The sequence below is a fragment of the Ureibacillus chungkukjangi genome, from assembly GCF_044795995.1.
GTDB lineage: Bacteria > Bacillota > Bacilli > Bacillales_A > Planococcaceae > Ureibacillus > Ureibacillus chungkukjangi.
In genome coordinates, this window is the sequence record NZ_CP085009.1 from 326,434 (window position 1) to 351,961 (window position 25,528).

Annotated in this window: 33 protein-coding genes; 28 read left to right on the top strand and 5 right to left on the bottom strand. The window is 36.4% G+C overall.

Features of this window, described 5'->3' with window-relative positions:
* Positions 1–2: 2 nt before the first annotated feature.
* From LG296_RS01670 to LG296_RS01755, 18 genes are all read left to right on the top strand, one after another.
* Positions 3–521 (top strand): phage major tail tube protein, encoded by a 519-nt coding sequence (locus LG296_RS01670; RefSeq protein ID WP_404427305.1) that lies wholly within the window; start codon positions 3–5, stop codon positions 519–521.
* 18 nt (positions 522–539) lie between these two features.
* Positions 540–839 (top strand): phage tail assembly protein, encoded by a 300-nt coding sequence (locus tag LG296_RS01675; protein WP_404427306.1) that lies wholly within the window; start codon positions 540–542, stop codon positions 837–839.
* Between the two features lie 175 nt (positions 840–1,014).
* Positions 1,015–3,672: a phage tail tape measure protein gene (locus LG296_RS01680; protein ID WP_404427307.1), complete on the top strand. Its 2,658-nt coding sequence runs from the start codon at positions 1,015–1,017 to the stop codon at positions 3,670–3,672.
* Between the two features lie 13 nt (positions 3,673–3,685).
* A complete protein-coding gene (locus LG296_RS01685) occupies positions 3,686–3,895 on the top strand; it encodes a phage tail protein (RefSeq protein ID WP_404427308.1) in 210 nt (69 codons plus the stop codon).
* Positions 3,895–4,917 carry a phage late control D family protein gene (locus LG296_RS01690; protein WP_404427309.1) on the top strand — a complete coding sequence of 341 codons (1,023 nt, stop codon included), beginning with the start codon at positions 3,895–3,897 and terminating at the stop codon, positions 4,915–4,917. The genes LG296_RS01685 and LG296_RS01690 overlap by 1 nt, the downstream gene beginning before the upstream one ends.
* Positions 4,917–5,351, top strand: coding sequence for a hypothetical protein (locus LG296_RS01695; protein WP_404427310.1), 435 nt, complete (start codon positions 4,917–4,919; stop codon positions 5,349–5,351). The genes LG296_RS01690 and LG296_RS01695 overlap by 1 nt, the downstream gene beginning before the upstream one ends.
* Positions 5,352–5,359: 8 nt before the next feature.
* Positions 5,360–5,758 carry a phage tail protein gene (locus LG296_RS01700; RefSeq protein ID WP_404427311.1) on the top strand — a complete coding sequence of 133 codons (399 nt, stop codon included), beginning with the start codon at positions 5,360–5,362 and terminating at the stop codon, positions 5,756–5,758.
* The gene (locus tag LG296_RS01705; RefSeq protein WP_404427312.1) at positions 5,755–6,072 is read left to right on the top strand and encodes a hypothetical protein; all 318 of its coding nucleotides are present in this window, start codon (positions 5,755–5,757) and stop codon (positions 6,070–6,072) included. The genes LG296_RS01700 and LG296_RS01705 overlap by 4 nt, the downstream gene beginning before the upstream one ends.
* Positions 6,056–7,198, top strand: a complete 1,143-nt coding sequence (locus LG296_RS01710) for a baseplate J/gp47 family protein (RefSeq protein ID WP_404427313.1) — start codon at positions 6,056–6,058, stop codon at positions 7,196–7,198. The genes LG296_RS01705 and LG296_RS01710 overlap by 17 nt, the downstream gene beginning before the upstream one ends.
* Positions 7,191–7,757 carry a phage tail protein I gene (locus tag LG296_RS01715; RefSeq protein ID WP_404427314.1) on the top strand — a complete coding sequence of 189 codons (567 nt, stop codon included), beginning with the start codon at positions 7,191–7,193 and terminating at the stop codon, positions 7,755–7,757. Before LG296_RS01710 ends, LG296_RS01715 begins: the two co-directional genes overlap by 8 nt.
* 1 nt (position 7,758) lies before the next feature.
* Positions 7,759–8,442 (top strand): phage tail protein, encoded by a 684-nt coding sequence (locus LG296_RS01720; RefSeq protein WP_404427315.1) that lies wholly within the window; start codon positions 7,759–7,761, stop codon positions 8,440–8,442.
* A 5-nt stretch (positions 8,443–8,447) separates the two neighbouring features.
* Positions 8,448–10,625, top strand: a complete 2,178-nt coding sequence (locus tag LG296_RS01725) for a M14 family zinc carboxypeptidase (protein WP_404427316.1) — start codon at positions 8,448–8,450, stop codon at positions 10,623–10,625.
* Between the two features lie 84 nt (positions 10,626–10,709).
* Positions 10,710–11,174, top strand: coding sequence for a hypothetical protein (locus LG296_RS01730; protein WP_404427317.1), 465 nt, complete (start codon positions 10,710–10,712; stop codon positions 11,172–11,174).
* Between the two features lie 285 nt (positions 11,175–11,459).
* Positions 11,460–12,209, top strand: a complete 750-nt coding sequence (locus tag LG296_RS01735; protein ID WP_404427318.1) for a hypothetical protein — start codon at positions 11,460–11,462, stop codon at positions 12,207–12,209.
* A gap of 12 nt (positions 12,210–12,221) precedes the next feature.
* Positions 12,222–12,566, top strand: a complete 345-nt coding sequence (locus LG296_RS01740) for a hypothetical protein (protein ID WP_404427319.1) — start codon at positions 12,222–12,224, stop codon at positions 12,564–12,566.
* Positions 12,566–12,700 carry a hypothetical protein gene (locus LG296_RS01745; RefSeq protein WP_404427320.1) on the top strand — a complete coding sequence of 45 codons (135 nt, stop codon included), beginning with the start codon at positions 12,566–12,568 and terminating at the stop codon, positions 12,698–12,700. The genes LG296_RS01740 and LG296_RS01745 overlap by 1 nt, the downstream gene beginning before the upstream one ends.
* 43 nt (positions 12,701–12,743) lie before the next feature.
* On the top strand, positions 12,744–12,893 hold the full coding sequence (locus LG296_RS01750; protein ID WP_404427321.1) for a hypothetical protein: 150 nt from the start codon (positions 12,744–12,746) through the stop codon (positions 12,891–12,893).
* Between the two features lie 76 nt (positions 12,894–12,969).
* Positions 12,970–13,251 (top strand): hypothetical protein, encoded by a 282-nt coding sequence (locus tag LG296_RS01755; protein ID WP_404427322.1) that lies wholly within the window; start codon positions 12,970–12,972, stop codon positions 13,249–13,251.
* A gap of 48 nt (positions 13,252–13,299) precedes the next feature.
* Here the strand turns inward: LG296_RS01755 and LG296_RS01760 are convergent.
* Positions 13,300–14,630, bottom strand: a protein-coding gene (locus LG296_RS01760; RefSeq protein ID WP_235867716.1) for an IS3 family transposase whose coding sequence is annotated in 2 segments (ribosomal slippage) — positions 13,300–14,249 and positions 14,249–14,630 — 1,332 coding nt in all. Because the reading frame shifts where the segments join, the coding sequence is not laid out codon by codon here.
* Between the two features lie 153 nt (positions 14,631–14,783).
* On the opposite strand from LG296_RS01760, the gene LG296_RS01765 reads away from it, so the two are divergent.
* The 4 genes from LG296_RS01765 (at position 14,784) to LG296_RS01780 (ending at position 17,385) form a co-directional block, all read left to right on the top strand.
* Positions 14,784–15,104, top strand: a complete 321-nt coding sequence (locus LG296_RS01765; protein ID WP_404427323.1) for a BhlA/UviB family holin-like peptide — start codon at positions 14,784–14,786, stop codon at positions 15,102–15,104.
* Entirely contained in the window at positions 15,104–15,373 is a 270-nt protein-coding gene (locus LG296_RS01770) for a holin (protein ID WP_404427324.1), read from the top strand. Before LG296_RS01765 ends, LG296_RS01770 begins: the two co-directional genes overlap by 1 nt.
* Complete coding sequence (locus LG296_RS01775) at positions 15,370–16,218, top strand: N-acetylmuramoyl-L-alanine amidase (protein ID WP_404427325.1); 849 nt, start codon at positions 15,370–15,372, stop codon at positions 16,216–16,218. The genes LG296_RS01770 and LG296_RS01775 overlap by 4 nt, the downstream gene beginning before the upstream one ends.
* Positions 16,219–16,395: 177 nt before the next feature.
* On the top strand, positions 16,396–17,385 hold the full coding sequence (locus tag LG296_RS01780) for a tyrosine-type recombinase/integrase (protein WP_404427326.1): 990 nt from the start codon (positions 16,396–16,398) through the stop codon (positions 17,383–17,385).
* A gap of 22 nt (positions 17,386–17,407) precedes the next feature.
* On the opposite strand, the gene LG296_RS01785 is transcribed toward LG296_RS01780, so the two are convergent.
* Positions 17,408–17,614, bottom strand: a complete 207-nt coding sequence (locus LG296_RS01785; RefSeq protein ID WP_404427327.1) for a helix-turn-helix domain-containing protein — start codon at positions 17,612–17,614, stop codon at positions 17,408–17,410.
* Positions 17,615–18,039: 425 nt separating this feature from the next.
* Here LG296_RS01785 and LG296_RS01790 point away from each other — a divergent pair, with 425 nt between their 5' ends.
* Genes LG296_RS01790 through LG296_RS01800 form a run of 3 tightly spaced genes read left to right on the top strand, consistent with a single transcriptional unit; the run spans position 18,040 to position 20,368 of the window.
* The gene (locus LG296_RS01790) at positions 18,040–19,341 is read left to right on the top strand and encodes an FtsK/SpoIIIE domain-containing protein (RefSeq protein ID WP_404427328.1); all 1,302 of its coding nucleotides are present in this window, start codon (positions 18,040–18,042) and stop codon (positions 19,339–19,341) included.
* Complete coding sequence (locus LG296_RS01795; RefSeq protein WP_404427329.1) at positions 19,286–19,873, top strand: replication-relaxation family protein; 588 nt, start codon at positions 19,286–19,288, stop codon at positions 19,871–19,873. Before LG296_RS01790 ends, LG296_RS01795 begins: the two co-directional genes overlap by 56 nt.
* A gap of 12 nt (positions 19,874–19,885) precedes the next feature.
* Positions 19,886–20,368, top strand: coding sequence for a hypothetical protein (locus LG296_RS01800; protein WP_404427330.1), 483 nt, complete (start codon positions 19,886–19,888; stop codon positions 20,366–20,368).
* 22 nt (positions 20,369–20,390) lie between these two features.
* On the opposite strand, the gene LG296_RS01805 is transcribed toward LG296_RS01800, so the two are convergent.
* The 3 genes from LG296_RS01805 to LG296_RS01815 form a co-directional block, all read right to left on the bottom strand.
* On the bottom strand, positions 20,391–20,678 hold the full coding sequence (locus LG296_RS01805) for a hypothetical protein (RefSeq protein ID WP_404427331.1): 288 nt from the start codon (positions 20,676–20,678) through the stop codon (positions 20,391–20,393).
* Between the two features lie 10 nt (positions 20,679–20,688).
* The gene (locus LG296_RS01810) at positions 20,689–20,973 is read right to left on the bottom strand and encodes a YolD-like family protein (RefSeq protein ID WP_404427332.1); all 285 of its coding nucleotides are present in this window, start codon (positions 20,971–20,973) and stop codon (positions 20,689–20,691) included.
* Between the two features lie 119 nt (positions 20,974–21,092).
* Positions 21,093–21,719: a DUF4352 domain-containing protein gene (locus tag LG296_RS01815; RefSeq protein ID WP_404427333.1), complete on the bottom strand. Its 627-nt coding sequence runs from the start codon at positions 21,717–21,719 to the stop codon at positions 21,093–21,095.
* 347 nt (positions 21,720–22,066) lie between these two features.
* On the opposite strand from LG296_RS01815, the gene LG296_RS01820 reads away from it, so the two are divergent.
* The 3 genes from LG296_RS01820 to LG296_RS01830 are packed head-to-tail and all read left to right on the top strand — an operon-like array spanning position 22,067 to position 25,117.
* The gene (locus LG296_RS01820; RefSeq protein ID WP_107936917.1) at positions 22,067–22,774 is read left to right on the top strand and encodes a response regulator transcription factor; all 708 of its coding nucleotides are present in this window, start codon (positions 22,067–22,069) and stop codon (positions 22,772–22,774) included.
* Positions 22,758–22,901, top strand: coding sequence for a hypothetical protein (locus LG296_RS01825; RefSeq protein WP_181418096.1), 144 nt, complete (start codon positions 22,758–22,760; stop codon positions 22,899–22,901). Before LG296_RS01820 ends, LG296_RS01825 begins: the two co-directional genes overlap by 17 nt.
* Before the next feature lie 17 nt (positions 22,902–22,918).
* On the top strand, positions 22,919–25,117 hold the full coding sequence (locus LG296_RS01830; RefSeq protein WP_107936913.1) for a HAMP domain-containing sensor histidine kinase: 2,199 nt from the start codon (positions 22,919–22,921) through the stop codon (positions 25,115–25,117).
* Positions 25,118–25,528: the final 411 nt, after the last annotated feature.

Here is a 25,528-nt window from a genome sequence, read left to right on the forward strand (position 1 = left end):
GGATGAGTAATCCAATTCCAGAAAAAGTCCATAGTTATAACGTATATGATGATACAGAAAAATTAGTTGGGGTAGCTGCAGAAGTTACTCTACCAACTTTAGAGGCAATGTCGGAAACAGTATCCGGTGCAGGTATGCTTGGAGAGTATGAAAGCTCAACACCAGGACATTTCGGTAGTATCACGATTGAAATTCCATTTAGAACTTTAACAGATAAATCCTTTAGTTTACTTAAACATAAAGGAAGATCTATTGTACTTAGAGCAGCACAACAAAGCTACGATGTATCTGGTGGAGGTATCCAACAAAGAGGTTTAAAAATCACTCTTAGAGGTCTTCCAAAAGCTTTGGAATTAGGGAAATTAGCTGCTGGTACCCAAACAGAAACAAAGAACACTATCGAAGTTCTTTACATGAAAATTGAAGAGAATGGACGAGTTCTATTAGAACTGGACAAGCTCAACTCTATTTATATTGTCGATGGCGAAGATATGCTTGCTGATGTTAGAAATTTAATTTAAGAGGGAGAATGATTAACTATGAATGCAGTCCAAGAAGAAAAGAAAGTAGTATTTAAAAAGCCATTTAATTTTGAAGGTGAAGAGTATAAAGAAGTTGATTTAAACGGTCTTGATGATTTAACTACAACAGATTTGATTGAAGCGGATAAACAATTCAGTACATCTGGACAGTTTTCTGTTATGAATGAAGTGACAATTGGTTATGCAATTATTGTTGCTGCTAAAGCATCGAAAAAGCCAGTAGAATTCTTTGAAAAGCTCCCTGCTAGTGAGGGCGTTAAAGTGAAAAATATGGTGATGGGTTTTTTGAACGCTTAGGAATTATTAAAAGAGACGGACAAAAATATATAAAACAAATTGACGGACGAATGCTAAGGAAACTTTGCATTCGTCTTTCTATTTCCCTAAAAACAAGTATAGACTATTTTGTGAAAATGAACTTCTTTGAGCTTAGCGAAACCATCGAAGATGCGGAAGAGGTGATGAAGGCGAAATGAGTAATACAAGATCTTATCAAATTGCCTTTCAATTAGGCGCCTCGATGAACTCATCCATGAGAACAGCTTTTGCCAATGCGAACCGAAACCTATCGGATACTCAAAATCGCGTGGCAAAATTGAATGAAGGTTCTGGAAATCTTACTAGAACGATAGGCGGTTTAAGTGCAGGTGTTATTGCTGCAGGTGCTGCTTTCGTAAGTTTCACAACCGGTGTGATATCGGCTACTAGCGAATACGAGAAGGCTATGAGACAAGTTGAATCTTCAACGGATGTTTCGGCAGCTAAAATGGCTGAAATGAGGGAAATGTCTAAAAATATATATAATCAAAATCTCGGAGAAAATTGGGAAGATATTGCGCAAGCTATTTCTACGGCTGAAAGTGTAACAAAACTAGCTGGTAAAGAGTTAGAAACTGCTACGGCAAACGCAATTATTTATCGTGATGTCTTTGGCGAAGAAGTCAGTCAATCAATCAAAGCATCCGACACAATGATGAGGAACTTTGGAATTACTAGTCAACAAGCTTACAACTTACTCGCTCAAGGTGCGAAGAATGGCCTTAATAAATCAGATGAGTTAATCGATTCTGCAAACGAATATGCGCCATATTTTGCGACATTAGGCTTTAATGCAAATCAAATGTTCGATATTTTCTCTACAGGCTTAGAAAATGGAGCTTTTAACCTCGACAAAGTAGGGGATGCAGTAAAAGAGTTTGGAATCCGTTCAAAAGATGGTTCCAAGACAAGTATGGAAGCCTTTAACATGCTTGGAATGAGTGGAGAAAAAATGACTCAAACGTTTGCTGCTGGAGGTCCTGCGGCTCAAAAAGCATTTAATCAAGTCGTAGAAGCGATTAAAAAAGTGAAAAATCCAGCAGAACAAAATGCCATTGCTGTTGGTTTATTCGGTACCCAAGCAGAGGATTTGGAAATGAACGTAATTGCCTCAATGGCAAATGTTAGAAGTCAGTTTGATATGACGAAGATGACGATGGAGCAGATTAAAAATATCAAATATGATTCACTTGGTTTAGCGTTCCAAGGGATAAAAAGACAAATTGAAACAGGTATGTTAATACCAATTGGTGAGAGGCTCCTTCCTGTACTTACGGATCTTTCAAAAGGATTCGCAACTCACATGCCAAAAATTGAAAAATTTGTAGAAGGTTCATTAGACAAGGCAGGGAAGGCATTTTCAAAAGTATCTAGTTTAATCGGACCAATGTTTAAGGCTTTACCTAAAGTGAGTGAGGTAAAGGGTACTCTTTCAAAAATAAAAGATGCATTTATAAGTGCTATTAGTAAGCTATCACCAATCATTAAATCAATAAAAAACATTATAGGTCCAATTGTATTAGATGCTGTTAATTTTTTCACAGAAATTTGGGGGCAAATAAAAACATTTTTCGAAGAAAATGGAGCCCAAATAGTTAAAGCTGCACAAAACATTTTTGGTTTTATAGCTAAAGTAGTCCAAGTGTTAGCTCCAATAGTCTTCTTCATCCTTAAAACTGTTTGGACCAATGTAAAAGGCGTCATTCAAGGCGCGTTAAACATTATCCTCGGCCTGGTAAAAGTATTTGCTACGTTATTTACAGGGGATTGGTCGGGATTGTGGGATGGAGTAAAGCAATTGTTAGGTGGAGCAGTTCAATTCCTCTGGAATCTATGGAATTTGCTTATGATTGGTAAATTGGTAGGCTCAATCAAAGCCATTGCGACAACTTTTTTCGGGTTCTTAAAAGGTATAGGTCAAAAAATAGCAACCAATGTCCAATATTATTACCATCAATTTGTTTCAGGTTTCTACAGAATTGCCGGTAATATCATTCAAACCATTTTTAAAGCCATCGGTAAAATGGTGGGTATAGTCAAAAATGGAGTCAGTATGTTTATCCAAGTATTTAATCTAGCGCGAACATTCGGGGTTAATATTTTCATGTCCATTGTATCGGCAGTGCGGAATGTTTTCGCTTCAGCTTTTGGAGTAATAAGAACAGCCTTCGGAGGACTAGTTTCCACTGTCGGTGGATTCTTCAGTCAAATTTGGGGAACTTTAAAGCTATTATGGTCCAATATTGTTTTAATATTTACTCAACTAAGAACAGTAATGGCAAGTCCTTTTTCTTCTCTGAAATCAATTGTGAGTACAGTTGTAAGCTTTATATCCGGGCTGATCCGTGGGATGTTTAATGGTGTACTTTCAGTAGGTAAAGGTGCAATAAATGGGCTAATCATGGCTGCCAACGCAGTAATCGGCGGTATGAATAAGCTGAATGTTGATATACCAGATTGGGTACCAGGAGTCGGGGGAAAATCATTCGGACTTAAAATTCCGAAAATCCCTATGCTTGCAAAAGGTGGTATTACAACTGGACCAACCTTAGCAATGATTGGAGAGGGAGCAGAACAAGAAGCGGTCCTTCCACTATCAAAATTAGAATCTTTATTAAATGGTGGTAGTGGCAAGAAAGGCAATGGCGGAGGAGGAAATCCCGAGCCAACTATTATCTTTAATCCCCAATTTACAATTCAAGGTAATGCAGATGAATCTACAATTCAAAAAGCGTTAGGTATTTCATTTAAAGAATTTAAGAAATTAATGAAACAATATGAAGCGGAGAAGAAAAGGCTAGGGCTTAATTAAGGAGGTGGATGATTTGATAACTTACACAACTGTTTCTGGTGATACGTGGGACTCCATTGCTCATAAACAAATGGGAAATACGTTGCTTGCAAATGACTTGATGGAAGAAAATATAGAACAAGTATTTAACGTAATATTCCCTGCAGGTATTACGTTAAACATTCCAGTAATAGAAGAATCAATTTCTGATAATCTACCTCCTTGGAAGCGAGGTTCTGGATAATGGAAGCAAGAAGAGCCTTTATAAAATTAAATTACTCAGGTGTAGATATAACAAAAGAAGTTTCAGCTGATCTCATAAGCTTTACATACACCGATAATGCTTCGGGCGAAGCTGATAGCGTTAGCGTGTCACTCAAAGATGAAAAGAAAAAATGGAGTGGTCCGTGGTTTCCTTCTAAAGGAGATGTAATAGATTCAACCCTGCATACAACAAACTGGAGAAAAGACGGCGACAGACAGAAATTGTCATGTGGTCGTTTTTTTGTAGATGAACCAGAGTTTTCCGGTCGTCCAAGAGTAATGACGATTAATGCTATTTCATCTCCTTTGAATACTAACTTTTCTAATACAGAGCGCAGTAAATCCTGGAGAAATGTCACTATTAAAGCGATAGCTACCGATATTGCCAAACGTGCAGGTTTGACACTTCAATTTATCGGGACTACTAATCCAGTATACAAAAACATTCAGCAGACCGAAAAATCCGATTCTTCATTTTTATCTGAGCTGTGTGAGAAAGAAGGCTTATCTATGAAGCTAACAGACAGCAAAATTGTTATTTTTGATGAAGAAGAATTTGAAAAAAGGAAAGCAATTGCTACGTATAATGAGTCCGATTCAATAGTATTAGATTATTCGTTTAAAACTTCTCTTTCTAACACTGCCTATGCTGGTGTGAATGTAAAATACTATGATTCAAAAATCGGTAAAAACATCGAGTTCCTCTTTAGTATTCGAGATATCGATAAAGAAAAAGACAAGATTTATCAATTAAATGCAAAAGTAAGTACTGGTGAAGAAGCAAGGCGCTTAGCACAGAAAACGCTTCGAAAATTAAATAAAACCGAATATACGGGTTCGTTGTCAGTAACTCTTAATCTCGAGTTGCTAGGCTCTTCCTGTATAAATTTAAAGGGATTCGGCGCTTTCGATGGTAAGTACTTCATCACCAAAGCAACCCATAACGTTGGCGGAGGCTCCACAACAGATTTAGAAATAAGAAAAGTATTGGAGGGCTATTAATGACCAATGATGCCCTAGTGTTAGCGAGAAATTTAATAAGAGTAGGAAAGGTTAATTCCATTAACGCAGTCACAGGAACTGTAGATGTGCTCTTTGAAGACAGAGACAATCAAATCATAAGTGATTTACCTTTAATGGCATTTGAATATGATATTCCTGAAATTGGACAACAAGCCCTATGTTTATTCTTAGGAAATGATATCGGCCAAGGATTTTGCTTAAGAACATTTTATTCAGATATAAATTTACCTCCAGTTGCAAATGAAAATATATACCGAAAGCAATTTAGTGATGGCACATTTATTGAATATAAAAAAGACTCAAGAAAACTAAGCATACATTCAAGTGAACCTATCACTATATTTGGGAATTTGAATGTACAAGGTGATATCGTGGCTACAGGTACCATCAGATCAAGCAACATTGGAAGTTAGGTGATTTTATGATTGGATATTACGGAGATATTCATTTTGAAACAAACGATTCTCGTATATTAACCTTTTCGGACTTTCAAAGGAACACAGCAAGTAGATGGGCAAAACATGAAGTGATAGGAAAGAAACCAACATCCGAGTTCATTGGACCGGATTTAGACACTATTTCTTTTACAATTCAGCTAAACGGACAGTATGGGGTTCATCCTCTGAAGGAAATGGACCGTTGGTTAGTTAAAGCAAGAGCTGGTTCAGCTGCAAAGTTGGTTATCGGAAACAAATTTTTAGGTGTTGATAAATGGGTTGTTAAATCGGTATCTCAAATGTGGGGAACCATCTTAAACAAAGGGCAAGTATTAAGTGGAAATTTAGATATTGAATTAGAGGAGTATGTGGAACGAGTATGATAATTGATTATTCTTCAGTCCTGATAAGCGATATAGACTTTGCTGCAGAAGGAAACTCAGAAATCTTTCAAAATCTTAAGACGCTTTATACAACAATTGCAGGCACCGTTCCTTTTGATAGAGAGTTTGGTATTAATATTGATTTTTTAGATATGCCAATCCCATTAGCTCAAGGTAGGTTAATTGTAGAATACGCTGAAAAAACTAGCATTTACGAACCGAGAGCAAGTGTAAAAGAGGTTGATTTTGAAGTGGATACTGTAAACGGTAAACTTATTCCAAAGGTGGTGATTGAGGTTGTCTCTGAATCTTAAAGATTTACCAGAAGTAACGTTTGTTGAAACGGATGCCAATAAAATATTAAATGATATGATTTCTGGTTATGAAGCAGCATACTTTCAACAAACCGGAAAAATAAAAAAATTGTATCCTGGTGATCCTATCAGAATATTTTTATATTCTCAAGCATTAAGAGAATTACAGTTAAGAGTCATATTGAATGACACAGCCAAACAAAACCTATTGAAATATGCTAGAGGCGAAGTTCTACAAAATTTAGGAGCATTTTTCAGAACCGATAAACTAGCTGCAGAATCAGCTAGAGTGTTGATGAAATTTAATTTAAGTGCTGCCAGACCTACCAACGAAATAATACCATCTGGTACAAGAGTTAGCCCGGGGAACGAAATTTATTTTACTGTTATCGAAGATACCGTTATACCGGCCGGAGTAACGTTTGTTGAGGTCTTAACACAATGCGTACAAACGGGGACGATAGGCAATGATTTCACACCTGGCCAAATCAATATTCTCGTAGATCCTTTACCTTATAATGCTACTGTTGAGAATATTGAAACAAGCAGCGGTGGAATAGAAGCAGAGAATGATGATAATTATCGCAATCGTATTCATTTAGCGCCTGAAGGTTTCTCAACTGCTGGTCCAGAAGGGGCATATGAATATTTTGTTCGTCAGTTCAGTCCACTTATCTCTGATGTAAAGATATTTTCTCCAAGCGATGGAGTTGTTGATATTCGAGTACTTTTGCAAAATGGAGAAATTCCAAATCAAACATTGTTAGATGGATTGCTTTCTTACATGAGTGATAAGTCTAGAAGACCTTTAACCGATAAGGTACAAGTTGGGGCACCAGAAATTATTCAATATGATTTAGATGTGGTTTACTACCTAAGAAGTTCAGATATTAGTGTAGAACAAGATATGAGAGCTAGAGTAGAACATTCGGTTGATGAGTACACAATGTGGCAACGCTCAAAAATCGGTAGAGATATAAATCCATCAGAATTAACAGCGAAAACAATTCTTGCTGGAGCTAAAAGAATTGAAATTTCCTCTCCTAATCATACGGTGCTAAGCGATATTCAAGTTGCTGTTGTAAACATTAAATCAGTTTCGTTTGGAGGGTTTGAGGATGAGTAAGAGTATTTTTGAAGTACAACTAACAGATCTCTTACCCGAAAATTTAAAAAGAGACCCAGACATTATAGCTGCTTCAAAAGCTGTAGATTCGGGTTTCTCAGTACTAGTAAACGATATTAATAAAACCCTCATACTACCAAGAATAGATCACTTAGAAAGCGACGTGTTAGATCACGTTGCTTATTATTTTCATGTAGATTTTTATGATAGGTCACTAGATATCGAGACAAAAAGAAAACTAATCAAAGATAGCGTGTATATTCATCAGATTAAAGGGACTCCAAGAGCTGTTGAAATATTGATAGAAACCCTCTTTGATGAAGGCACAGTTGAAGAATGGTTTAAATACGGGGGTACCCCCTATCGTTTCCGAGTGGTGACAAGCAATAAATCTGTTACACAAGAAAGGGCCGAAGAGTTTGTAAGAGCTTTAAATACAGTGAAAAATACCCGTTCAACATTAGATGGTGTGGTTATTTTAAGAAGTGAAAACATGGACCTTTATTGGGGCGGAATCGTCCATCAAGGAATTAAAGAAGAATATAGGCAGGTGAGATAAGATGGGAGCATTTGGTGGCTTAGTATTAACAAATCGTGGTAAAAACCTTCAATCGAAAGCACAAACAGGAATTCCTTTAAACTATACGCGAATTGCAATGGGTGACGGAACATTAGGATCTAACTCAATACTAGCTTTAAATGGATTAATAAGCCAAAAGAAATCGTTAAACATTACTAAGTTAAAGGTCCAACCAGGCGGAAAAGCTACGGTTGGTTCGGTGTGGTCAAATAGCGATTTAACTGAGGGCTTTTATTTTCGTGAAATTGGCGTTTTTGCACAAGATCCTGATTTAGGTGAAATTCTATACTGTTATGGGAATGCAGGTGCACTAGCTGAATATATCCCACCTGGTGGCGGTTCAGATTTAATTGAAAGAAATTTAGATATTCAAACATTGGTCGGTAATGCAACGAATATTACTGCTACTATTGATTCTTCACTTGTCTATGCATCGAAGTCTGATATAGATTCCGTATCGCAACAATTGAATAGTCACGAAACAAGCAATGGCCATGTTAAAGTTGGTGCGGAAATGCCAACTAATCAAGCGGTAGGAGGCATCTGGTTCGAATTAGGAACCACTATTGACAACAATAACTCAGGATTAGTATTAGGAAATATGAATGTATCCACTACAGCACCGTCAGATACCACATCAATCTGGGCAGAAGAAGAGGTGTAAAGTAAATGGCTGAAAAGAATATTACTTTAAAAAATTACAATAACGGCACAAAACAATGGGACGCTTTATACCCAAAAACAAAGATGGAAAATGTAGAAGGTCTTGCTGAACAATTGGCAGAAACTAAAACTGAACTTGAGAATAAAAAAGCTGATAAAACAGAAGTCACTACTCTAGTCACTCCTAAAGCAGATAAAGATTATGTAGATACTAATTTATCAACATTAAATACGAAAATTACTGCTCAAGCAAGTGGATCGCCTAAAGGAACTTACGCAACATTATCAGCTTTACAATCAGCCTTTCCAACAGGTAATTCAAATATTTATGTCATTTCTGCCGATGGGAATTGGTACTACTGGAATGGTACAGCGTGGACTGCTGGAGGAGTTTATCAAAGTACGGGTATTGCAAAAGGGACTGTAACACCTAGTAAAACTGCTTTTGTAAAATTAGGGAAAAATAAGTTTGATGGCACTTTTGTTAATGCAGTGTTGAACGGTTCAACTACTTATACATTTAATGCCGATCCAAACGCTAAATGTTCAATTGTCGAGGTTGAACCTAACACACAGTACACTATTACTAAATCTAATGATACAGACCGTTTTCGTGTAGCAGCCTTCACATCTTACCCTGTAGTTGGTATGACTACAACTAATGGTACACAGTACGATTTAGCAACAACTAGAACCATCACAACCACAGCAGAGCAAATGTACTTAGTAGTTTACGTTTCTACAAATGGAGCAGAACCTCTTGAATTGCAAGTAGAAAAGGGTTCACTATCAACAACATACGAACCACCAAATACAAATTTAATAATTAACCTAGGGAGAGAGTCATTACCAAATATCGAACCTGAAATGACTTCCTTCGTTAAAAAAGGCAGAAACCTTTTTAATGGGGAGTTTGATAACAGGTTAGTTAGAACTGATTCATTAGCTGGGCAGTTTTATAATAGTGCTACTTCGAGAACATCTAAACGTTTAGAAGTAGAACCGAATGAGTATTATAGCGTGTCGGGTGGAAATGTAAACGTATTTCGATTTGAAGATACAAACGCACAATACATCTCTTATGTTAATGCGCCTACTGCACAAGCTCCTACTAATGCTAAATATATGTATGTTCATTATTCGGCAAGTGGTTTTAACGCTGAAAAAGTCCAGATTGAGAAAGGACAAGAAGTTACAGAATACACTCCCTATGAAGCTGTAGTCATCGAACTTGATTCAGCATCTTTCCCTAGCGTTACAGAGAAAGCTAATTTTATCTTGTCCGGTAATTTGGACGCAGAGTACAAGCCGACTGCAACAGCACCAGTTATGAATACTACTTTAACATCCGACATAGCGTATGCTAAATTTGATGAATTTGTAGCCAATCATCCTTCACGTTGGTCACGATCAATAGGAACAAACGAAACGACAGGATTACCTGTTTATCGCTATGATTACATTCCGGGTTCATTAAAAAATTACAATGAAACATTCCCTAAAATATTAGTAATAACCGGGACTCATGGTGATGAAAAACAATCAATTGCAAGTGCAATGAGATTTTTCGAGGATTTAACTGAAAACTGGCAAGGGAATGAATTGTTAAAGACTCTTAGAAGAAATATTCATTTTATAGTCATCCCCTGTTTGAACGTATGGGGTGTAAATAACCATTCTCGCCCGAATTATAACGGGGTGAACTTGAATAGAAATTTCCCAGTAGGTTGGAGTGCTGGTACAGATTCCGGTTCGGTAGCGCTATCAGAACCAGAGTCGCAATATATTCACAATCTATTAGAAACTGAAAAAGACATAATATTTGCGTTGGATTTCCATAGATACAATCCATATTCGCAAGATAAGTATACTATGTGGGTTGGAACTAAGAATTTACGTATGAACAAATATTTAGCTGGATGGGCAAGACAAATGGATGTTGACTTCAAAGAAACTCATCCAGAGGTAGTTACAGAAAGCGAACCGGATGTAGCAGTTCAAGAAAGTTATACACTTGGAGGGCAAGGTTGGATGGCGTTTAGTTTTATCGAAAAAGGAATACCCGGTACGATACTTGAAATTTCTTCTGATAGTAGTTTTAATGATTACCATACTCATGCTTTCGGTCATTTGCTTGCTTACGCTACAAAGCACTTGCATAACAACAAGAATAAATGGTTATAGGCAATTGTCCCATATTATGCAGTAAGACACCTTCTAACGAGGGTGTTTTTTTATTAGTTTTTTTATTAGGAAGGAGTGATAAATGTGCTACAAAAAGCAAGAATGAATATTAAAACAGAGGAAGGCTATGACACTCTTTATCCAGAGACATCCAGTGATCAAGTGATTGACTTATCGTCTGGTAAAAATCTCGAAACAGTAATACGAGAAGTTGATGAACATGTTCTAGATGGTGACAGACACATCACTCCAGTAGAACGTACTACTTGGAATGGCAAAGAAACACCTGAAGGTGCAAGAAAACAAATTGAACAAACAGATTTCCAAATATATAAAAGCAATAAAGATTCAGAAGGAACTTTCACCACTGTTGAGTACAAAAGAACTGACGGGACACTTGCTGTCAAATCCATTCTCAGCGGTGGAACTGCTCCAAATTATACAACGCGAACCATTACCTACTATGGAGCAAATGGCACAAGCGTTGAAAAAACTACAATTCGTACACTGTCCTATGATTCAGATGGTGTTTTAGTTAGTGAGGTGTAGTGCATGTTTGATATTAGAGATCATGGTGGAAGTTATGGCGCAGGAAAGTATCGAAAAGGAAAACTCATTACAGACGGTAGTTTGAGTGCACCTGTGACTACAGGTGGGCAAATTATTGCACAGCCATTAACCGGTTTGAATTGTCAAGGGGTCGTGCTAGGTCCCGACGACAGGCTATATGCATATTACGATGATTCCACCAACAATATAAGGGTATTCGACCTAGACCTCAATCTATTAGATACTGTTCCACTAAAGGACGGGTCCTTGAATGACCTTAAGCACATGATAATCGACCATGACTTAAATTTATATATGGTAAAGGATTACGGTCTAATAACAGTTGTTAATATGAGAACAAAAGAATTGGTGTGGTCAAAGTCGATGGGTACGAGCACGACATACCCTGCGAATCATATTCATGAGGACGTGGATGGAAATTTACTGATCTCATGTAGTGGAAATCTAGCGGGAATCAATCTTTATAAAATCAACAAAGCCGGGAGTATAATTTGGACTGTAAATAGTGTCATGGTTAACGGGGCAGCAGTTACGACAGATAGTATAGGTAACGTTTATTATGTGGGTTATGGAAACTCCGGCAATTCTGAAACGAAAACCCTTATGTCATATACGAAGGATGGGGTCCTTCGATGGTCCAAAACATACGCAGAACAAGCAGGTGCGAAATGCGTCTTATATAATCCTGTGAACAATCTAATATATGTATTAAATACAACTAACACGAAATTATACGATACCGAGGGGAATCTGGTGGCAACATACGCCTTCGCTATAGACAGTCAGTTACAGGAGGCCCAACTAGACTTTGCTACAGGCGAGATTTTCACGTCGATTAGTAGTAATGTGGGACGGTATACAGAGGATGGCGTGCTAAAGTGGTCTACGCCAATCTCGGTGCATGTAAGAGCGATTGCCATATCGCCCGAATATATATACGTCTCCAGATTCAGCAGTAGTGAGCAAAACGGGATAATTAAAGTACAGCGGTATACAAAGTACTATTTATTATAAGGAGGTAAGCGCATGATCTATATTCAATATGATAGCGATGGCGTAGTAACAACAAGGCATTACAAACCATTCGACAAGGTTTACGGATTAGGGCAGACAAAAGAGGAATTAGAACAAAAAGGGATATTAGTAGACAACATACCGACTCCTGATACAACAGACTCAACAAAAGACGCGGTACTAAAGATTGCTCTACAGGACAAAACATTTTATTACGAATACATCGACAGACCACTTTCAATAGAAGAAGTGGTTCAACAATTAAAAACAGAAAACGCAAACTTACGTTTAGAAATGGCGCAATCTAACACTGAGTTATTTGAAATGATGGTGGCAATGAATGGAGGGCTTGGCTGATGTTTAATACATCTAGTAAACTCGTGAAAGATTATGTTTTACTAATTCAATGCGGAATAAAAGAAGTTGAGGATGTACCAGATTACAGCAACCTAAAAGAGGTAGTTGCCGATGTTCTTAAAAACAGCAATTAATATATTCAAACTACAAATCCAAATAATGAAGGAGCTTTTTAAAATGACATTCACTAAAAATTCAAGTATCGCTCGATCTTACGTAATCCTTATTCTTGCAAGTAATGGAGAAATGACAATCGAAAATGTTCCAAACGTAGGCAATTTACGTGAAACGGTAACTTCCATTTTACTTAACGAAGACGCAGCATAAGCTAGCGTTATTTTTTATGCCTGAAAAGGATATATTCCCTTTTTGTCGAATTTAGTGAATGAAGGGAGGGTGTATTTTGAGTAATGACAAATTCACGACACTAAGCTTAGAAGATATATCTAAGGCAATAGCAAATTTAGAAGCTGAGAAAATTGCTAACAAAATAAAATACGATACTTTGCTAGAGAATCTTATTTCTAATGAATTGATTGATCCGGATATTTATGAAGAATTATTAACAAAAAGATCATTTGAAGTATTTAGGTATTTTGAAAACATTATTAACTCAGATGTTAGTAATACAGATGAATATTTCATAAAACTAATTGAAGAAAAGCTAGGATTAAAAAATGACTAAGCACTCTTATAAAGTGTACCCTTTGTAAAGGACATTTTGAAAAAGAGCCTAGGCAACTTGTTGAAGCTGCTGTCTGTATTTTGCAGGCGGCAGCTTTTTTAAATTCCATTGCCCACGATAATGATTGTAATAGGTCATGTAACTTTTGATTTCACGTTTTACTTCTTCAAGCGTTTCACAATTGCTAAAGTTTGTTTCATCTTTTAAATGCCCAAAGAATGATTCTTGAGGCGCATTATCCCAACAGTTTCCTCGCCGTGACATAGACTGACCTAAACCCATTTTCTTCACCAATGCCTGGTAAATCGGGCTTGTATAATGGAAACCCTGATCGGAATGGATAAAGGCATCTTCTGCTAAATGCGAATGTTTTTTTAATTTCTTCAACGTATTCAGAGCGATGTCCAAGTGTAAAGAAGATGACACTTCATAAGCTAGAATTTCGTTCGTTTCAGCGTCCTTAATCGTTGATAAATATGCACGTTTGCCGTTTCGATATGGCAAATATGTGATGTCTGTCAATAACACTTTACCCACTATACCTTGTTTAAATTTGCGTTTTAATTCGTTCGCATAAATGCGGTGTTCTTTCGTCGCTTTGACCATTCTTCGATAAGGATTTGCCTTGCGAATTGGACAGATGATGTTAAATTTCTTCATAATGCGGCGAATCCGCTTTAAGTTATAGGTGATGCTATATTGGCTTTGAAGCGTCATTTTAATTTGGCGTGCTCCCTTTTTACGTCCTCGGAAATGATACGCCTTTAAAATGATGTCTTTCACCACTTCATCTGCTTCATCTTGTTTGGCGCGATTTTGCGCTGATTTTTCATCAAAATGATGATAGAACCCTGAACGAGACACACCCATTACCTTACATAGATAGCTCACCATACGCTTTAGTTTATACTTTTGAAGCGTCTGGTGGATTAATTCAAATTTTAGTTTCGTTTCGATTGTAATTTCTTCTTCAACATCTGCCTTTCGAGTAGATCGAGCTTTTTTAGTAGTTCATTTTCTGCACGTAATAACTGGTTTTTCGCTTCTAAACGGGCGATTTTTTCTTCTGGGGTTAATTTCCGTTCAGAAGGTCGGCCGGAATTCATTTTACGAGTATCTTGTAAACCTACAATGCCAGAATTACGATAGGCTGCACGCCAGCGTTTCCCCGCTGTTTTAATACGATCCATTCCAATTAAGTCCACACTTAAGCCAGCTTCCTCGAAGATATCTCTAGGTAGCTTCCCCTGTTCATTTTCTGCAATAAAATGACGTTTGAATTCGTCGGTATAGGTAATCGCTTTCTCGCTGACTGACTTTACATAAGGGTTTCTTTTTAGCAGTTCTTGTTCTTTTTTCGTTAATAATCTTTTCGTCATTCTAATTCCGCTCCAACATCTTTTTTCTCATTATAAACAAAAGTACCCTACAAGAAGGACTTTTTTTAAAGTGTCCATCTTATAGGGTACATTTTACTTAATGAGGGTGCTTTTTATATTGCAACAAGATCCAGAAACGCACTGTACCGAGCAGTGCTATTTTTATGGGCAGGTGAGGGCATGGAATTAGTAGCAGCATTTAGTGAAATAGCGACATCTCAGGCGGTATGGGCAATCTTATGTATCTTATTAGCAGCCTTTGTGCTTAAAAAAATGTATGAGAAAAATGAACAGTTATCGAAAAGAGCAGAAGAGCGAGAAGATAAATTAATGACCCATCTTGAACGATCAAATGATTCACAAGAAAAAACAGCTATCGCACTTGAAGGTATCAATAGAAGTTTAACTTCTTTAGAAAGTCGAGTGGATCGTATAGAAAAATACTCATTTAAAACAGAAAAGGATGATGAATGATGGATTTATCAGCAATTTTTATTATCGCGATTGCCTTACTAGCGATTATTACAGCAGTAGTTGAAGTATTCAAAAAAACATTAAATATTAGTCCTCGTTACTTACCGATTACATCAATAGTGGTCGGAATTTTTATTGCCATTTTAATTTGGCCACTCACAGAGTACTCGCTTTACCTAATGATTGTGGCAGGTATTGTTTCAGGATTAGCTTCCAGCGGTACATTTGATTTGCTCAAAGCATCGAATAAGAAGGATGATTCCAAATGACGAGAATTAAGCTAGCGTTAGATGATGGTCACGGAGATAATGGAGTAACGCCAGGAAAACGTACTCCTAAGTTCAGCGATGGATCCTTTATGTACGAGAATGCTTTTAACAAAGTGGTTGTAAAATACCTTGATAAACATTTGAATCGTTGTGGGTTTGATACTATTTTAGTTGCTCCTACCGATGCCGACACCCCTCTAGTTACTCGTGTAAACACTGCTAATAAGGCTAAAGTAGATGCTTATATTTCTATTCACGCAAATGCCGCTAGTGGAAGCTGGGGAAGTCCTGAAGGCGTAGAAACTTTTGTTGGAGCTTCATCATTTTCTAAAAAGTTAGCGAACAATGTCCATAATCAGTTGATTAAAGGTACATCTCAAAAAAATCGTGGTGTAAAAGATGGTACTCATCTTTACGTAATCCGTAATACAATTGCTCCAGCGATATTGGTAGAGTGTGCATTTATGGATAATGAGCGCGAAGCAAGGTTATTGTTATCAGACTCATTCCGTAGAGAGTGCGCATTGGAAATTGCCAAAGGTATTTGTGAATCCTTTGGCGTTAAGTTTATTGAAGAGCAGGAAGTAAAAGGAGCGTCATACACAAAGGAGGAATTAACTGTGGCACAATACGAAGAATTAAAGAAAATTATTGAAGCTCAAGCAAAGCGAATTGAAGTTCTAGAAGCTTTTGCCGGCGTTAAAGAACGTGCAGTAGCACCAGATCACAAAGTGGCGTGGGAATGGGCACAGTCTCAAGGGCTTGTAAACGGTAAAAATCCTAACAGACCATTAACACGAGAACAATTTGCAACGATCGAATACAGAAAAGCTACTAAAAAATAGCCCAAAATTTTATTTTGGAATAAAGCATTGATTTCCTGTTAAAAATGAGTAAAAATAGACTTGTTTACAGGATATCAATTTTATTTCAGCAGGTTATAAAATTGATTTAACCGCCTTTCCGATTCAATTCGGGAGGCGGTCTTTTTTTATGCTCTTATGAATAACGGGAGGGAATAAATGTCTAGACTGCATTTATTAAACGAGATAGCAACCATTGTAAAAATGTCATCTGTCGATATTGATGAAGTGAAATTGCAAACATATCTAGATGATTTGCTTTCCAACTATTACATTGAAGAAAAAACAAATGAAATGCATCAAGAGGATTCGGAGGATTACTTAAAGCTATACCTTAATTCGATCCGTTTAGAAAATTACTCAAATGAGACAATCACTAGTTACAAATATGTATTACGGGCTTTTATTGATTTTGTAGAGAAACCTATCATTCAAGTAACTACAGCTGATATTCGTAAGTTTTTAGGTACCTTTAGTGAATTGAAAGCAAGTACGGTAAATACAAAGCTGATTATATTGCGCTCCTTTTTTAAATGGCTTGTAGTGGAAGATTTTCTGTTGAGGAATCCCACACTTAAGATTAAAATGCCAAAGCAACCAAAGCGACTTAGAGAAGGACTATCCATAGAAGAGTTAGAAATCGTTAGAGAATCCTGTGAAAACGCACGTGAAAGAGCATTAATAGAATTCTTTTACAGCACAGGTTGTAGATTGTCCGAAATACGGAATTTGAATTTAGAGGACATTAACTGGCAGGACATGAGCACACGCGTTATCGGGAAAGGTAATAAGGAAAGAAAGGTATACCTGAGCTACAAAGCTTTGTTCTTCTTGAAGAAATACTTAAAAACTCGAGACGATGATTGCCCAGCATTATTTGCGACTGTTAGAAGGCCGTTCCGTCGTTTAACCAATCGAGGTATTCAGTACCAGGTAGACAAGATTGAACAACGTGCTGATATAAATAAAAAGCTTACACCTCACGTTTTGAGACATACGTTTGCTATGTTGGGCATGGAGTCTGGAATGGAGATTGCAGATCTGCAGCATTTATTAGGTCACGAAAATCCTGCAACCACTACTCAAGTGTATGCGCCTGTTTCAGAAGGTCGTAAACGAGAGGCATTTAGAAAGTTTCATGTGATTTAGAGAGCCGAATTTACCGGCTCTTTTATTTTTTAAAGTCAATAATCTCCCGGATATCCTCAATTCCTAATACTTCTGCAATTTTACACAGCGAATTCCTTGGAATCCGTTCAACTTGGTTATTGGATAGCTCAGAAATGGACCGTTGAGTTAATCCAGTTAAATTAGAGAGCTCAACTTGTTTCATTCCTCTATCTTTCAATAATTGTTTTAATTTCACTTCTATTTCCATAACTGTTCACTCCAAATAAAAAAATATCTGTTTAACGGAATATTTATCTTCCGTTAAACGTAAGATTAAATTAGAAAAACGTAACAGATTGAATAGCACATCTAAGAACAGATTGAATGACACCCTACTATTTCTACTTGTTAGTCTATAAATCCTTTATTTTAAATGCTTCATGTTCGTTTTTTAATGTGACAGATGGCTGTAACTCTTACTACGTAAGAGAACAGTGACGCATCCAAAATTTGAATGGAGGAATTTGAAATGGATAGAAAAAAGATGAACAAATTTGAAGTAATTGAAAACGATCTAGAGAAAATATTTTCTTTAGAGTCTTATCAAAATAATCTAACTTAAGAACAAATGGTTAAGCTAATTAAAAGTCTTGAGGGGATATTAAAATTGTTGGATGGAAAGGACGGTAAAAATTGATTTTCGAAATTTTAACAACCTCATTTTTTGGTGGTATTGCTGCTACTGCTTTTATCAAAAAACAAGGATTATCGACTAACGAAAGTGGTAAGATTCAACGAATAATGTCTTTGAGTGGTTTGAATGTAAAAGATGGCAATGACACTTTAACTACTCAACTGATTAAGAAAAAGCAATATGACTGGGGATGGGAATATAAGTATCGAATACCATTAGGTCGTAGTTTCAATGATTACATGAGCAAATTAGACGTATTACAAGATGGCATTAATAATCGTAGGAAACGAATTAGGTTTGCTGATTTAAAGGCATTGAAATTTGATTCTACTATCATTCAACAACTTCAAGAATTATGGAAGAACAGACTAACGGAACGGAAAGAAATCGAACTTGATTTTGATGGATTATTAATCATTCGAGTTTATGACAAACCTTTACCAATACAAGTACCTTTTCAAAGTGGTTTTAAATGGTCTGTGCCAGTTGGGTTAACAAGGGATAGAAATTCATTCAGATATCATGATTTTGAAAAGATACCTCATTTAGTTTTAGGAGGGGCTACTCGCTATGGCAAAAGTAATTTCATTAATTCCATGATTAATAGTTTGCTACAAAGCGAACCTGAGCACGTCCGTTTTTTCTTGATTGATTTAAAAGGCGGAGTCGAGCTTTGCGACTATGAAAATATTAAACAATGTGTATCGATTGCTTACGAACCAGAGGAAGCCTTAGAAACGCTCAAATTGGCTTATGAACAAATGAGAAGGTTGCAGGTTAAAGTGCGTAATATAGGCAAGAAAAACGCACAAGATGCGAATATAAAAGAGCGTTATTTCGTCATTGTGGATGAAGTAGGGGAATTAAATCCACAAGAGGTAGTTACACCAGAAGAAAGGAAATTAAAACAAGAGTGCCAAACAATTATGTCACAGATTGCAAGATTAGGAGCTGGGCTTGGATTCCGTCTAATCCTAGCTACCCAATATCCGACTGGTGATGTAATCCCTAGACAATGCAAACAAAATTCAGATGCAAAACTATCTTTCCGAGTGCAATCCGCAATAGCAAGCCGTGTCGTATTAGACGAAACAGGCGCCGAACTCCTTCCACAGATTAAAGGTAGAGCTATCTATCAAACTGCTGAAAAACGCGAAATCCTTCAAACACCACTAATCACTTCTAATATAATTAGCGAAACAATCCTTCCACACATCTCCGAGAAGGAGGTAAATAATGGCCACAATGAAAAAACTAACATCGAGGGACGAACAGCTGCTGTTACTTTTGAAGAAATTTGACTTCCTTACGCGTGATCAATTAAGAACTTATTTTAAGTTAGGAAAAGTAGGTAACGCTAACAGAATTTTTAGGCGGTTGTCTGATTATCTTATGACTATCCGTGAAGGATACCAGACAATTTATTATCTCTCAAAAGAGGGACGTGAATACGTGGATTGTGAAAAAGTTAGAAAAAAAGGTGGGCATGTGCAGCACGTAATTATGCGCAATCAATTTTGGTTATTTTATGTATGCCCGAGAGACTGGAAAAATGAAGTTAAAATATCGAATGGCAAAATATTTATTGTTGCGGATGCAATGTTTTCAAGAAATGGATTCCAATGTTTTTTAGAGGTGGATAATCTACAAAGCATGAAAGAAAATCGTGAAAAGATTAAAAGATACAAAGAATTAATGCAAAGCATTGTCATGAAATTGGGCTATTACCCAACCCTTATTTGGGTAACAACTACAGAACACCGTAGAAAGCAATTAGAGAAGGCTTGTGAGGGTTTGAAGGTAAAGGTTTACACGATTAACGACATCAATTAGGAGGGAACTTAAATGTTTAAAAGAAACAAAATTGAGGTTGTTGCTGCAAGGGATTATTCAAATGCAGAGGTAATGGAATATTACGGCAGTAGGTCTGTGAAAGAACTAAAATCACCTAGTAACATTGCTCCATTGATGATAGGTACGAGTGTAATTACGTTAAATACCCTATTTAACAGCTTGAAGAGTGCGAGTGCTACTACTGGGGAATGGGCAATTCAAGCTCAACCTCCACAACTAGTGCCTACGGGTTACATTGCTGATAAAACTTTAGAAACCTTAGCTACAATATTTGACCCGTTTATTCAAATAATCGTAGGTATAAGCTTTCCAGTAGCTTCATTAGTAATGGCAATCGGATTTTTCATTATGATGTTCGGAATGAAAGAAAAAGCGTTAACCATGATAATGAATGCAGGCATTGGATATGTACTGGTGCAGATGTTACCTCTATTCAATGATATTTTAAGAACGATTGGTACAGCAGTACAATAAAACGAAAGTAACCGGGTAGCAATTAAGCTCCCGGTTTTAAAATATCTGCAATCGCTATAAAATTTTCTTTAAATCCATTTAATAAAGGGATAATTGTTTTCCAACGAATAACAGAATCTTTAACTAGTAACTGCAAATCCTCATCCGTGATGGTGGATAATAATTTTATATTATCCATACCTGGTTCAATTCTTTCTTTTAATAGCAATGTTCTTTGGGGATGAGTAATGAAATAGGGTTTAGCTGCCATAGTAAAGTCTTCATTAATTAAATAGATACCATCTTTATGCCCCCATAGATAGACTTTCATAATCATCTACCTATTCAACTTCTGAAATTGATAGTATATCTAAAATGTGTATTTTATGAATATCATGCTTTTGATCCTTAATATGAATCAATTTTGTATTACCATCCATTTTAGTAATAGTACCTTTTAAAGGGGTCTCTTGTTTATAAATAGTGAACAATTTCATTTGATTGTATTCTTGAGCCTCTTTTAATGCATATGCAAGTTCTTCTATTTCAAATTCATCACGTGGAAGATGTTTTGGTTCTTTAGTTTTTTTAAATGCTTTTGGTTTAGGAACGGCATTAATAGTCATTATAGGATCTCCTTTCAATTTATAAATACGAATATACGTTCTTATTAAATATAGAATATATGTTCGCTTTTGTAAAGGGAGTAAATAAAAAGCCACTCTAATGAGTGACTTTTTTAAAATTATTTTAAATTAATCGTTCCAGTTTCAGTTCCCCAGAAACCTGTTTGTACTTGTAATTGTAAGTCTGTAGCTTCAGCTACATCTGGTGCAACATCAAATACAACTTTACCTGTTATTTCCATATCAGGATTTACTTCTTGTAGGAAGAAACTATTTTGAATTGTTCCATCTTCACCTTGGTTAGCAGACATACTTGCGGCAGAATCCGATTCATAAGTCTTCTCACCTCTTGTTAATTTAAAGAAACTTGAATCAACAGTAATTGCTTCATTTCCGTTATTTTTAAGAGTTACGTCTAACACTAAGTATTTTCCGCTTGCAGTTGTTGGTAAAACAGACGGGCCTACTTGATCTGCTAATTGTGCGTCATTTAAAGTAAATGTAACATCTCCAACCTCTAAAGGTGTACCTTTTCCAACTGTTTCTTCATTAACTTCTTCTTTAGCTTCTTGAGCAGTCTCTTCTTTCGGCTTTTCAGTCTCTTTTTCTGTAGCTTGTTCGTTAGTAGGTGTCGTAGTATCGGTATCTACTTGTTCTGTATCATCACTCATTGAGCCGATAGCTCCTAAAATTACGATGATAGCAAGTACAATGAACCACCAACGTTTATAAAATGGTTTTTTCATAAGTAAATCGTCTCCCTTCAATCTTACTATAATGGAAATCGATTGGAAATGCATTATATTTTATTAAAATAGTTAGTGATGAAGGGACCAAATAACCGTACCCCACAGAACCCCAACTAAAAAATTCACGAACCCCAGCTCACCCACCTTGAATAAATACTAGTATCGTATTGAAAATAATGTAAAATTAAATGTATAGTTAAAAAACCTAATGTTTATAAGGGTTTGTTAATTAGAAATACACATAAATATAACATAATCTTAAGAATTTCTTCAGAATTATAGCGACTATAAATTAAGATTCAAACTTTATGATAGAAACATAAGAAAAAGATGAGGTGAGGGCAGTGGAGAAGTTAACAGTGCTCGTCACAGATGATGACAAAGACATTCGTGATGGGATCGAAATTTATTTAAAAAATGAAGGCTATAACGTATTAAAAGCTGCAGATGGAGCTGAAGCCTTAAAGCTACTAGAAGATAATGAAGTCCATTTAATCATCCTGGATATTATGATGCCAAATATGGATGGAATTACAGCTACATTTAAAATTCGCACAGATCGCAATATTCCCATCATCATGTTAAGTGCGAAGGCCGAAGAGACAGACAAAATCCATGGGCTTTCTGTAGGAGCAGACGATTACATTACGAAGCCATTTCACCCTTTAGAGTTACTTGCTCGTGTTAAGTCGCAACTTAGACGTTACGTTCAATTGGGAACGTTTAACGGTAACACAAAGCAAAGCTCTAAAATTGAGGTAAATGGATTAGCAATTGATATGGATGCGAAAGAGGTACGCTTAGATGGTGAATTGGTGAAGCTAACACCGATTGAGTACAAGATTACCGAGCTGTTATTAAGAAATGCAGGGCGTGTTTTTTCGATTAACGAAATTTATGAGCTTGTGTGGAAGGAAGAGGCTTATAATGCGGAAAACGTCGTGGCCGTACACATCAGGAAAATCCGTGAAAAAATCGAGACAGACCCAAAAAATCCAAGATACTTAAAGGTTGTGTGGGGCATTGGATACAAAATTGAAAAGCAAAATTGAGACAAGCCTAACGGTGCTAAGTCTTATCGCAAGTGTCGTCGGTATGTTCTTTATCATCACAAAGACGTGGCAGTTTATAGATGAACATATCGATGAAACGGTAAAAATGCTTGTGAAATTATTTTAGAGGAGGAACAAAAGGTTATGAAAGCAAAAAGCAAATTACTCCTCATACTTTTTCTTATAACGTGGTCAGCGTTAGCAGTCGTAACATTTATCAATCATTCGCATAATTATCTATTTAAATCGTATTTTGAAGCGGGTGAATTTCAGAGTACTAAAGATGCCTTTATCGAGAAATTAGAGGATTACGTGTTAGTTCCATTTGATGCCGACAAAGCTAAAGGGCAGCTAAATGTATCGGTAGAAGAAATTGAAAATTATCGTAATTATTACGGTTCATTAACGGAACAAATCGAGAATATTCGTTATCAATATATTGATCAAATAACTCAGGCAGAAGAGGCAAAGGACACTGAACTTAAAGAGGTACTTGTTGCTGAGCGGGATACTAAAATTGCAGATATAAAAAAGAATTTTGAAAGTAATGAATATGTTGAAGAAAAAATTAGAAAATTAAAAGAAGAAGCTGTGAATAAATATGCAGCTGAACAAAAAAGAGAGCGTCAAGATTTTATAAATGAATATAGTTATTTTGGTTATCGATTTGAAAATATAGACACAGGTGAAATTTTTGAATCTGGCTCACAACAAAGTTCAAATTTGTACCAAGAAGAATTTAATTCAATTTCAGCATTAAGCGTAAATAATACGTTCCATATTAATAATTTCGGTAATAACTATATGAATGATGAAATTCAAATAGATGTAGGAACTGGGAAGTTTATAGGAACAATCTATATTACAAAATCGATGTTGAAAAATACAAACTTTGCGAATGAATATGAGTCCTATAAAGTTGCACAAATTATTTTCTATATAGTGTGGATTACAGGGGTGTTAGCAATTGTTGGGTTGTTTACATTTGCGAGACCTTCAAGAGACATATTTAAAGGGGAATATGACAATCTACAAAATATTTACTTAAGAGCTCCTATAGATGTTCAAGTAGTATTAATGATTGTAGCGATTACTGTTTTATTTGCTGCACTAGATAGTCTTGGATATACAATTAGAAATTTATTTTATTACTCAGCTGATACACTATCGATTTCATTTGATTTTCTAGTATTTTTATTAGTTTCCTTCTTATCACTATTCGTAGTAATTATGGGATCAATTTGGACTTGGAATTCTGCTAATACAGAAGAAAAAATGAAAAAACAGGTTAAACAAGCGATGCTGTATCGTTTAGCTGATGGGATGAGGGATTTATTTTTAAATCGTTCTATAGGGATGCAGGCAGTCGGAATTATGATTGTTGCGTTCCTAAGTGGTGTAGGATTTGTTGGAGCAGGCGTAGGTGGAGGAGAATTAGTAGTAATTTATATCCTATTATTATTCTTTATTGCATTACCTGCCACTTTAGTATTCCTTCGTCGAATGGGCTACCTTAACCGTATTATGAAACAGACGGAGGAAATGGCAGCAGGGCGTTTAACTACTGAAATTAAAGTTAAGGGAAAATCAGTTTTTGCCAAGCATGCAGCCAATTTAAATGATTTACGTGAAGGTGTTAGAAACTCGATGACTGAGCAGGCGAAAAGTGAGCGTATGAAAACAGAGCTCATTACCAATGTTAGTCATGATTTAAGAACGCCATTAACATCAATTATTACGTATACCGACCTGTTGAAAAATCCTAATTTGACAGAAGAAGAACGTAAACAATACATCGACGTGTTAGATAAAAAATCAGCGCGCTTGAAAACGTTAATAGAGGATTTATTCGAAGTTTCCAAAATGGCGAGCGGCAATATTGAGATAACGAAGCAACGATTGGATTTAACTCAGCTTTTAAAGCAATCAATTGGTGAACATGAGGAAGAGTTCGCAAAGTCTAATTTTGATTTGCGCGTTTTGATGCCAGAACAACCTCTATTTGCCTATGTTGATGGGCAAAAAATGTGGCGTGTAATCGATAACCTGATTGTAAATGCATTAAAGTACTCATTAGAGGGGACAAGAATTTACATTACATTGAAGCAAAGTGGTTCATCAGCAGAATTCACAGTGAAAAATATCTCAAAATATGAGTTGGATGAAAATGTAGATGAACTAACGGAACGCTTTAAACGTGCCGATGCGTCTCGCCACACAGATGGCTCCGGCTTAGGTTTAGCCATTGCACAATCCATAGCTGATTTACACAACGGACGACTAAGCATAGATGTGGATGGCGATTTGTTTAAAGTTACAGTATCAGTACCAGCCGAATATTAAATAACCTTGCAAAAGATAATAGAGAGGAGAAAAACAATCCATGTTTTTCTCCTTTTTTGTGATAGTTTGGCAGCGACAAAGGAAGTCAGTGTGAAGCGTGTTACGAGGGGCTTGTAAAGAAGTGATAAAGCTGGGATTGAGACGATATGAAGCAAATCCACTAATGAAAGGTAGCAAACGCGCCGGTATTAAGACGAAAGGAAACGAATCCACTAATGAAAGGGAGCAAACCGGTCAGTATTGCGACGATATGAAGCAAATCTACTATTAGAAGGTAGCAAACGCGCCAGTATTAAGACGAAAGGAAACGAATCCACTAATGGAAGGTAGCAAACGCGCCAGTATTAAGACGAAAGGAAACGAATCCACTAATGAAAGGTAGCAAACGTGCCAGTATTAAGACGAAAGGAA

Bases quoted from the DNA above. Each gene is read 5' to 3' on its own strand.
- LG296_RS01670 (WP_404427305.1), top strand. From the start codon at position 3: ATGAGTAATCCAATTCCAGAAAAAGTCCATAGTTATAACGTATATGAT.
- LG296_RS01675 (WP_404427306.1), top strand. From the start codon at position 540: ATGAATGCAGTCCAAGAAGAAAAGAAAGTAGTATTTAAAAAGCCATTT.
- LG296_RS01680 (WP_404427307.1), top strand. From the start codon at position 1,015: ATGAGTAATACAAGATCTTATCAAATTGCCTTTCAATTAGGCGCCTCG.
- LG296_RS01690 (WP_404427309.1), top strand. From the start codon at position 3,895: ATGGAAGCAAGAAGAGCCTTTATAAAATTAAATTACTCAGGTGTAGAT.
- LG296_RS01695 (WP_404427310.1), top strand. From the start codon at position 4,917: ATGACCAATGATGCCCTAGTGTTAGCGAGAAATTTAATAAGAGTAGGA.
- LG296_RS01700 (WP_404427311.1), top strand. From the start codon at position 5,360: ATGATTGGATATTACGGAGATATTCATTTTGAAACAAACGATTCTCGT.
- LG296_RS01705 (WP_404427312.1), top strand. From the start codon at position 5,755: ATGATAATTGATTATTCTTCAGTCCTGATAAGCGATATAGACTTTGCT.
- LG296_RS01715 (WP_404427314.1), top strand. From the start codon at position 7,191: ATGAGTAAGAGTATTTTTGAAGTACAACTAACAGATCTCTTACCCGAA.
- LG296_RS01720 (WP_404427315.1), top strand. From the start codon at position 7,759: ATGGGAGCATTTGGTGGCTTAGTATTAACAAATCGTGGTAAAAACCTT.
- LG296_RS01725 (WP_404427316.1), top strand. From the start codon at position 8,448: ATGGCTGAAAAGAATATTACTTTAAAAAATTACAATAACGGCACAAAA.
- LG296_RS01735 (WP_404427318.1), top strand. From the start codon at position 11,460: ATGATAATCGACCATGACTTAAATTTATATATGGTAAAGGATTACGGT.
- LG296_RS01740 (WP_404427319.1), top strand. From the start codon at position 12,222: ATGATCTATATTCAATATGATAGCGATGGCGTAGTAACAACAAGGCAT.
- LG296_RS01745 (WP_404427320.1), top strand. From the start codon at position 12,566: ATGTTTAATACATCTAGTAAACTCGTGAAAGATTATGTTTTACTAATT.
- LG296_RS01750 (WP_404427321.1), top strand. From the start codon at position 12,744: ATGACATTCACTAAAAATTCAAGTATCGCTCGATCTTACGTAATCCTT.
- LG296_RS01770 (WP_404427324.1), top strand. From the start codon at position 15,104: ATGGATTTATCAGCAATTTTTATTATCGCGATTGCCTTACTAGCGATT.
- LG296_RS01775 (WP_404427325.1), top strand. From the start codon at position 15,370: ATGACGAGAATTAAGCTAGCGTTAGATGATGGTCACGGAGATAATGGA.
- LG296_RS01780 (WP_404427326.1), top strand. From the start codon at position 16,396: ATGTCTAGACTGCATTTATTAAACGAGATAGCAACCATTGTAAAAATG.
- LG296_RS01785 (WP_404427327.1), bottom strand. From the start codon at position 17,614: ATGGAAATAGAAGTGAAATTAAAACAATTATTGAAAGATAGAGGAATG.
- LG296_RS01795 (WP_404427329.1), top strand. From the start codon at position 19,286: ATGAAAAAACTAACATCGAGGGACGAACAGCTGCTGTTACTTTTGAAG.
- LG296_RS01800 (WP_404427330.1), top strand. From the start codon at position 19,886: ATGTTTAAAAGAAACAAAATTGAGGTTGTTGCTGCAAGGGATTATTCA.
- LG296_RS01805 (WP_404427331.1), bottom strand. From the start codon at position 20,678: ATGAAAGTCTATCTATGGGGGCATAAAGATGGTATCTATTTAATTAAT.
- LG296_RS01810 (WP_404427332.1), bottom strand. From the start codon at position 20,973: ATGACTATTAATGCCGTTCCTAAACCAAAAGCATTTAAAAAAACTAAA.
- LG296_RS01815 (WP_404427333.1), bottom strand. From the start codon at position 21,719: ATGAAAAAACCATTTTATAAACGTTGGTGGTTCATTGTACTTGCTATC.
- LG296_RS01830 (WP_107936913.1), top strand. From the start codon at position 22,919: ATGAAAGCAAAAAGCAAATTACTCCTCATACTTTTTCTTATAACGTGG.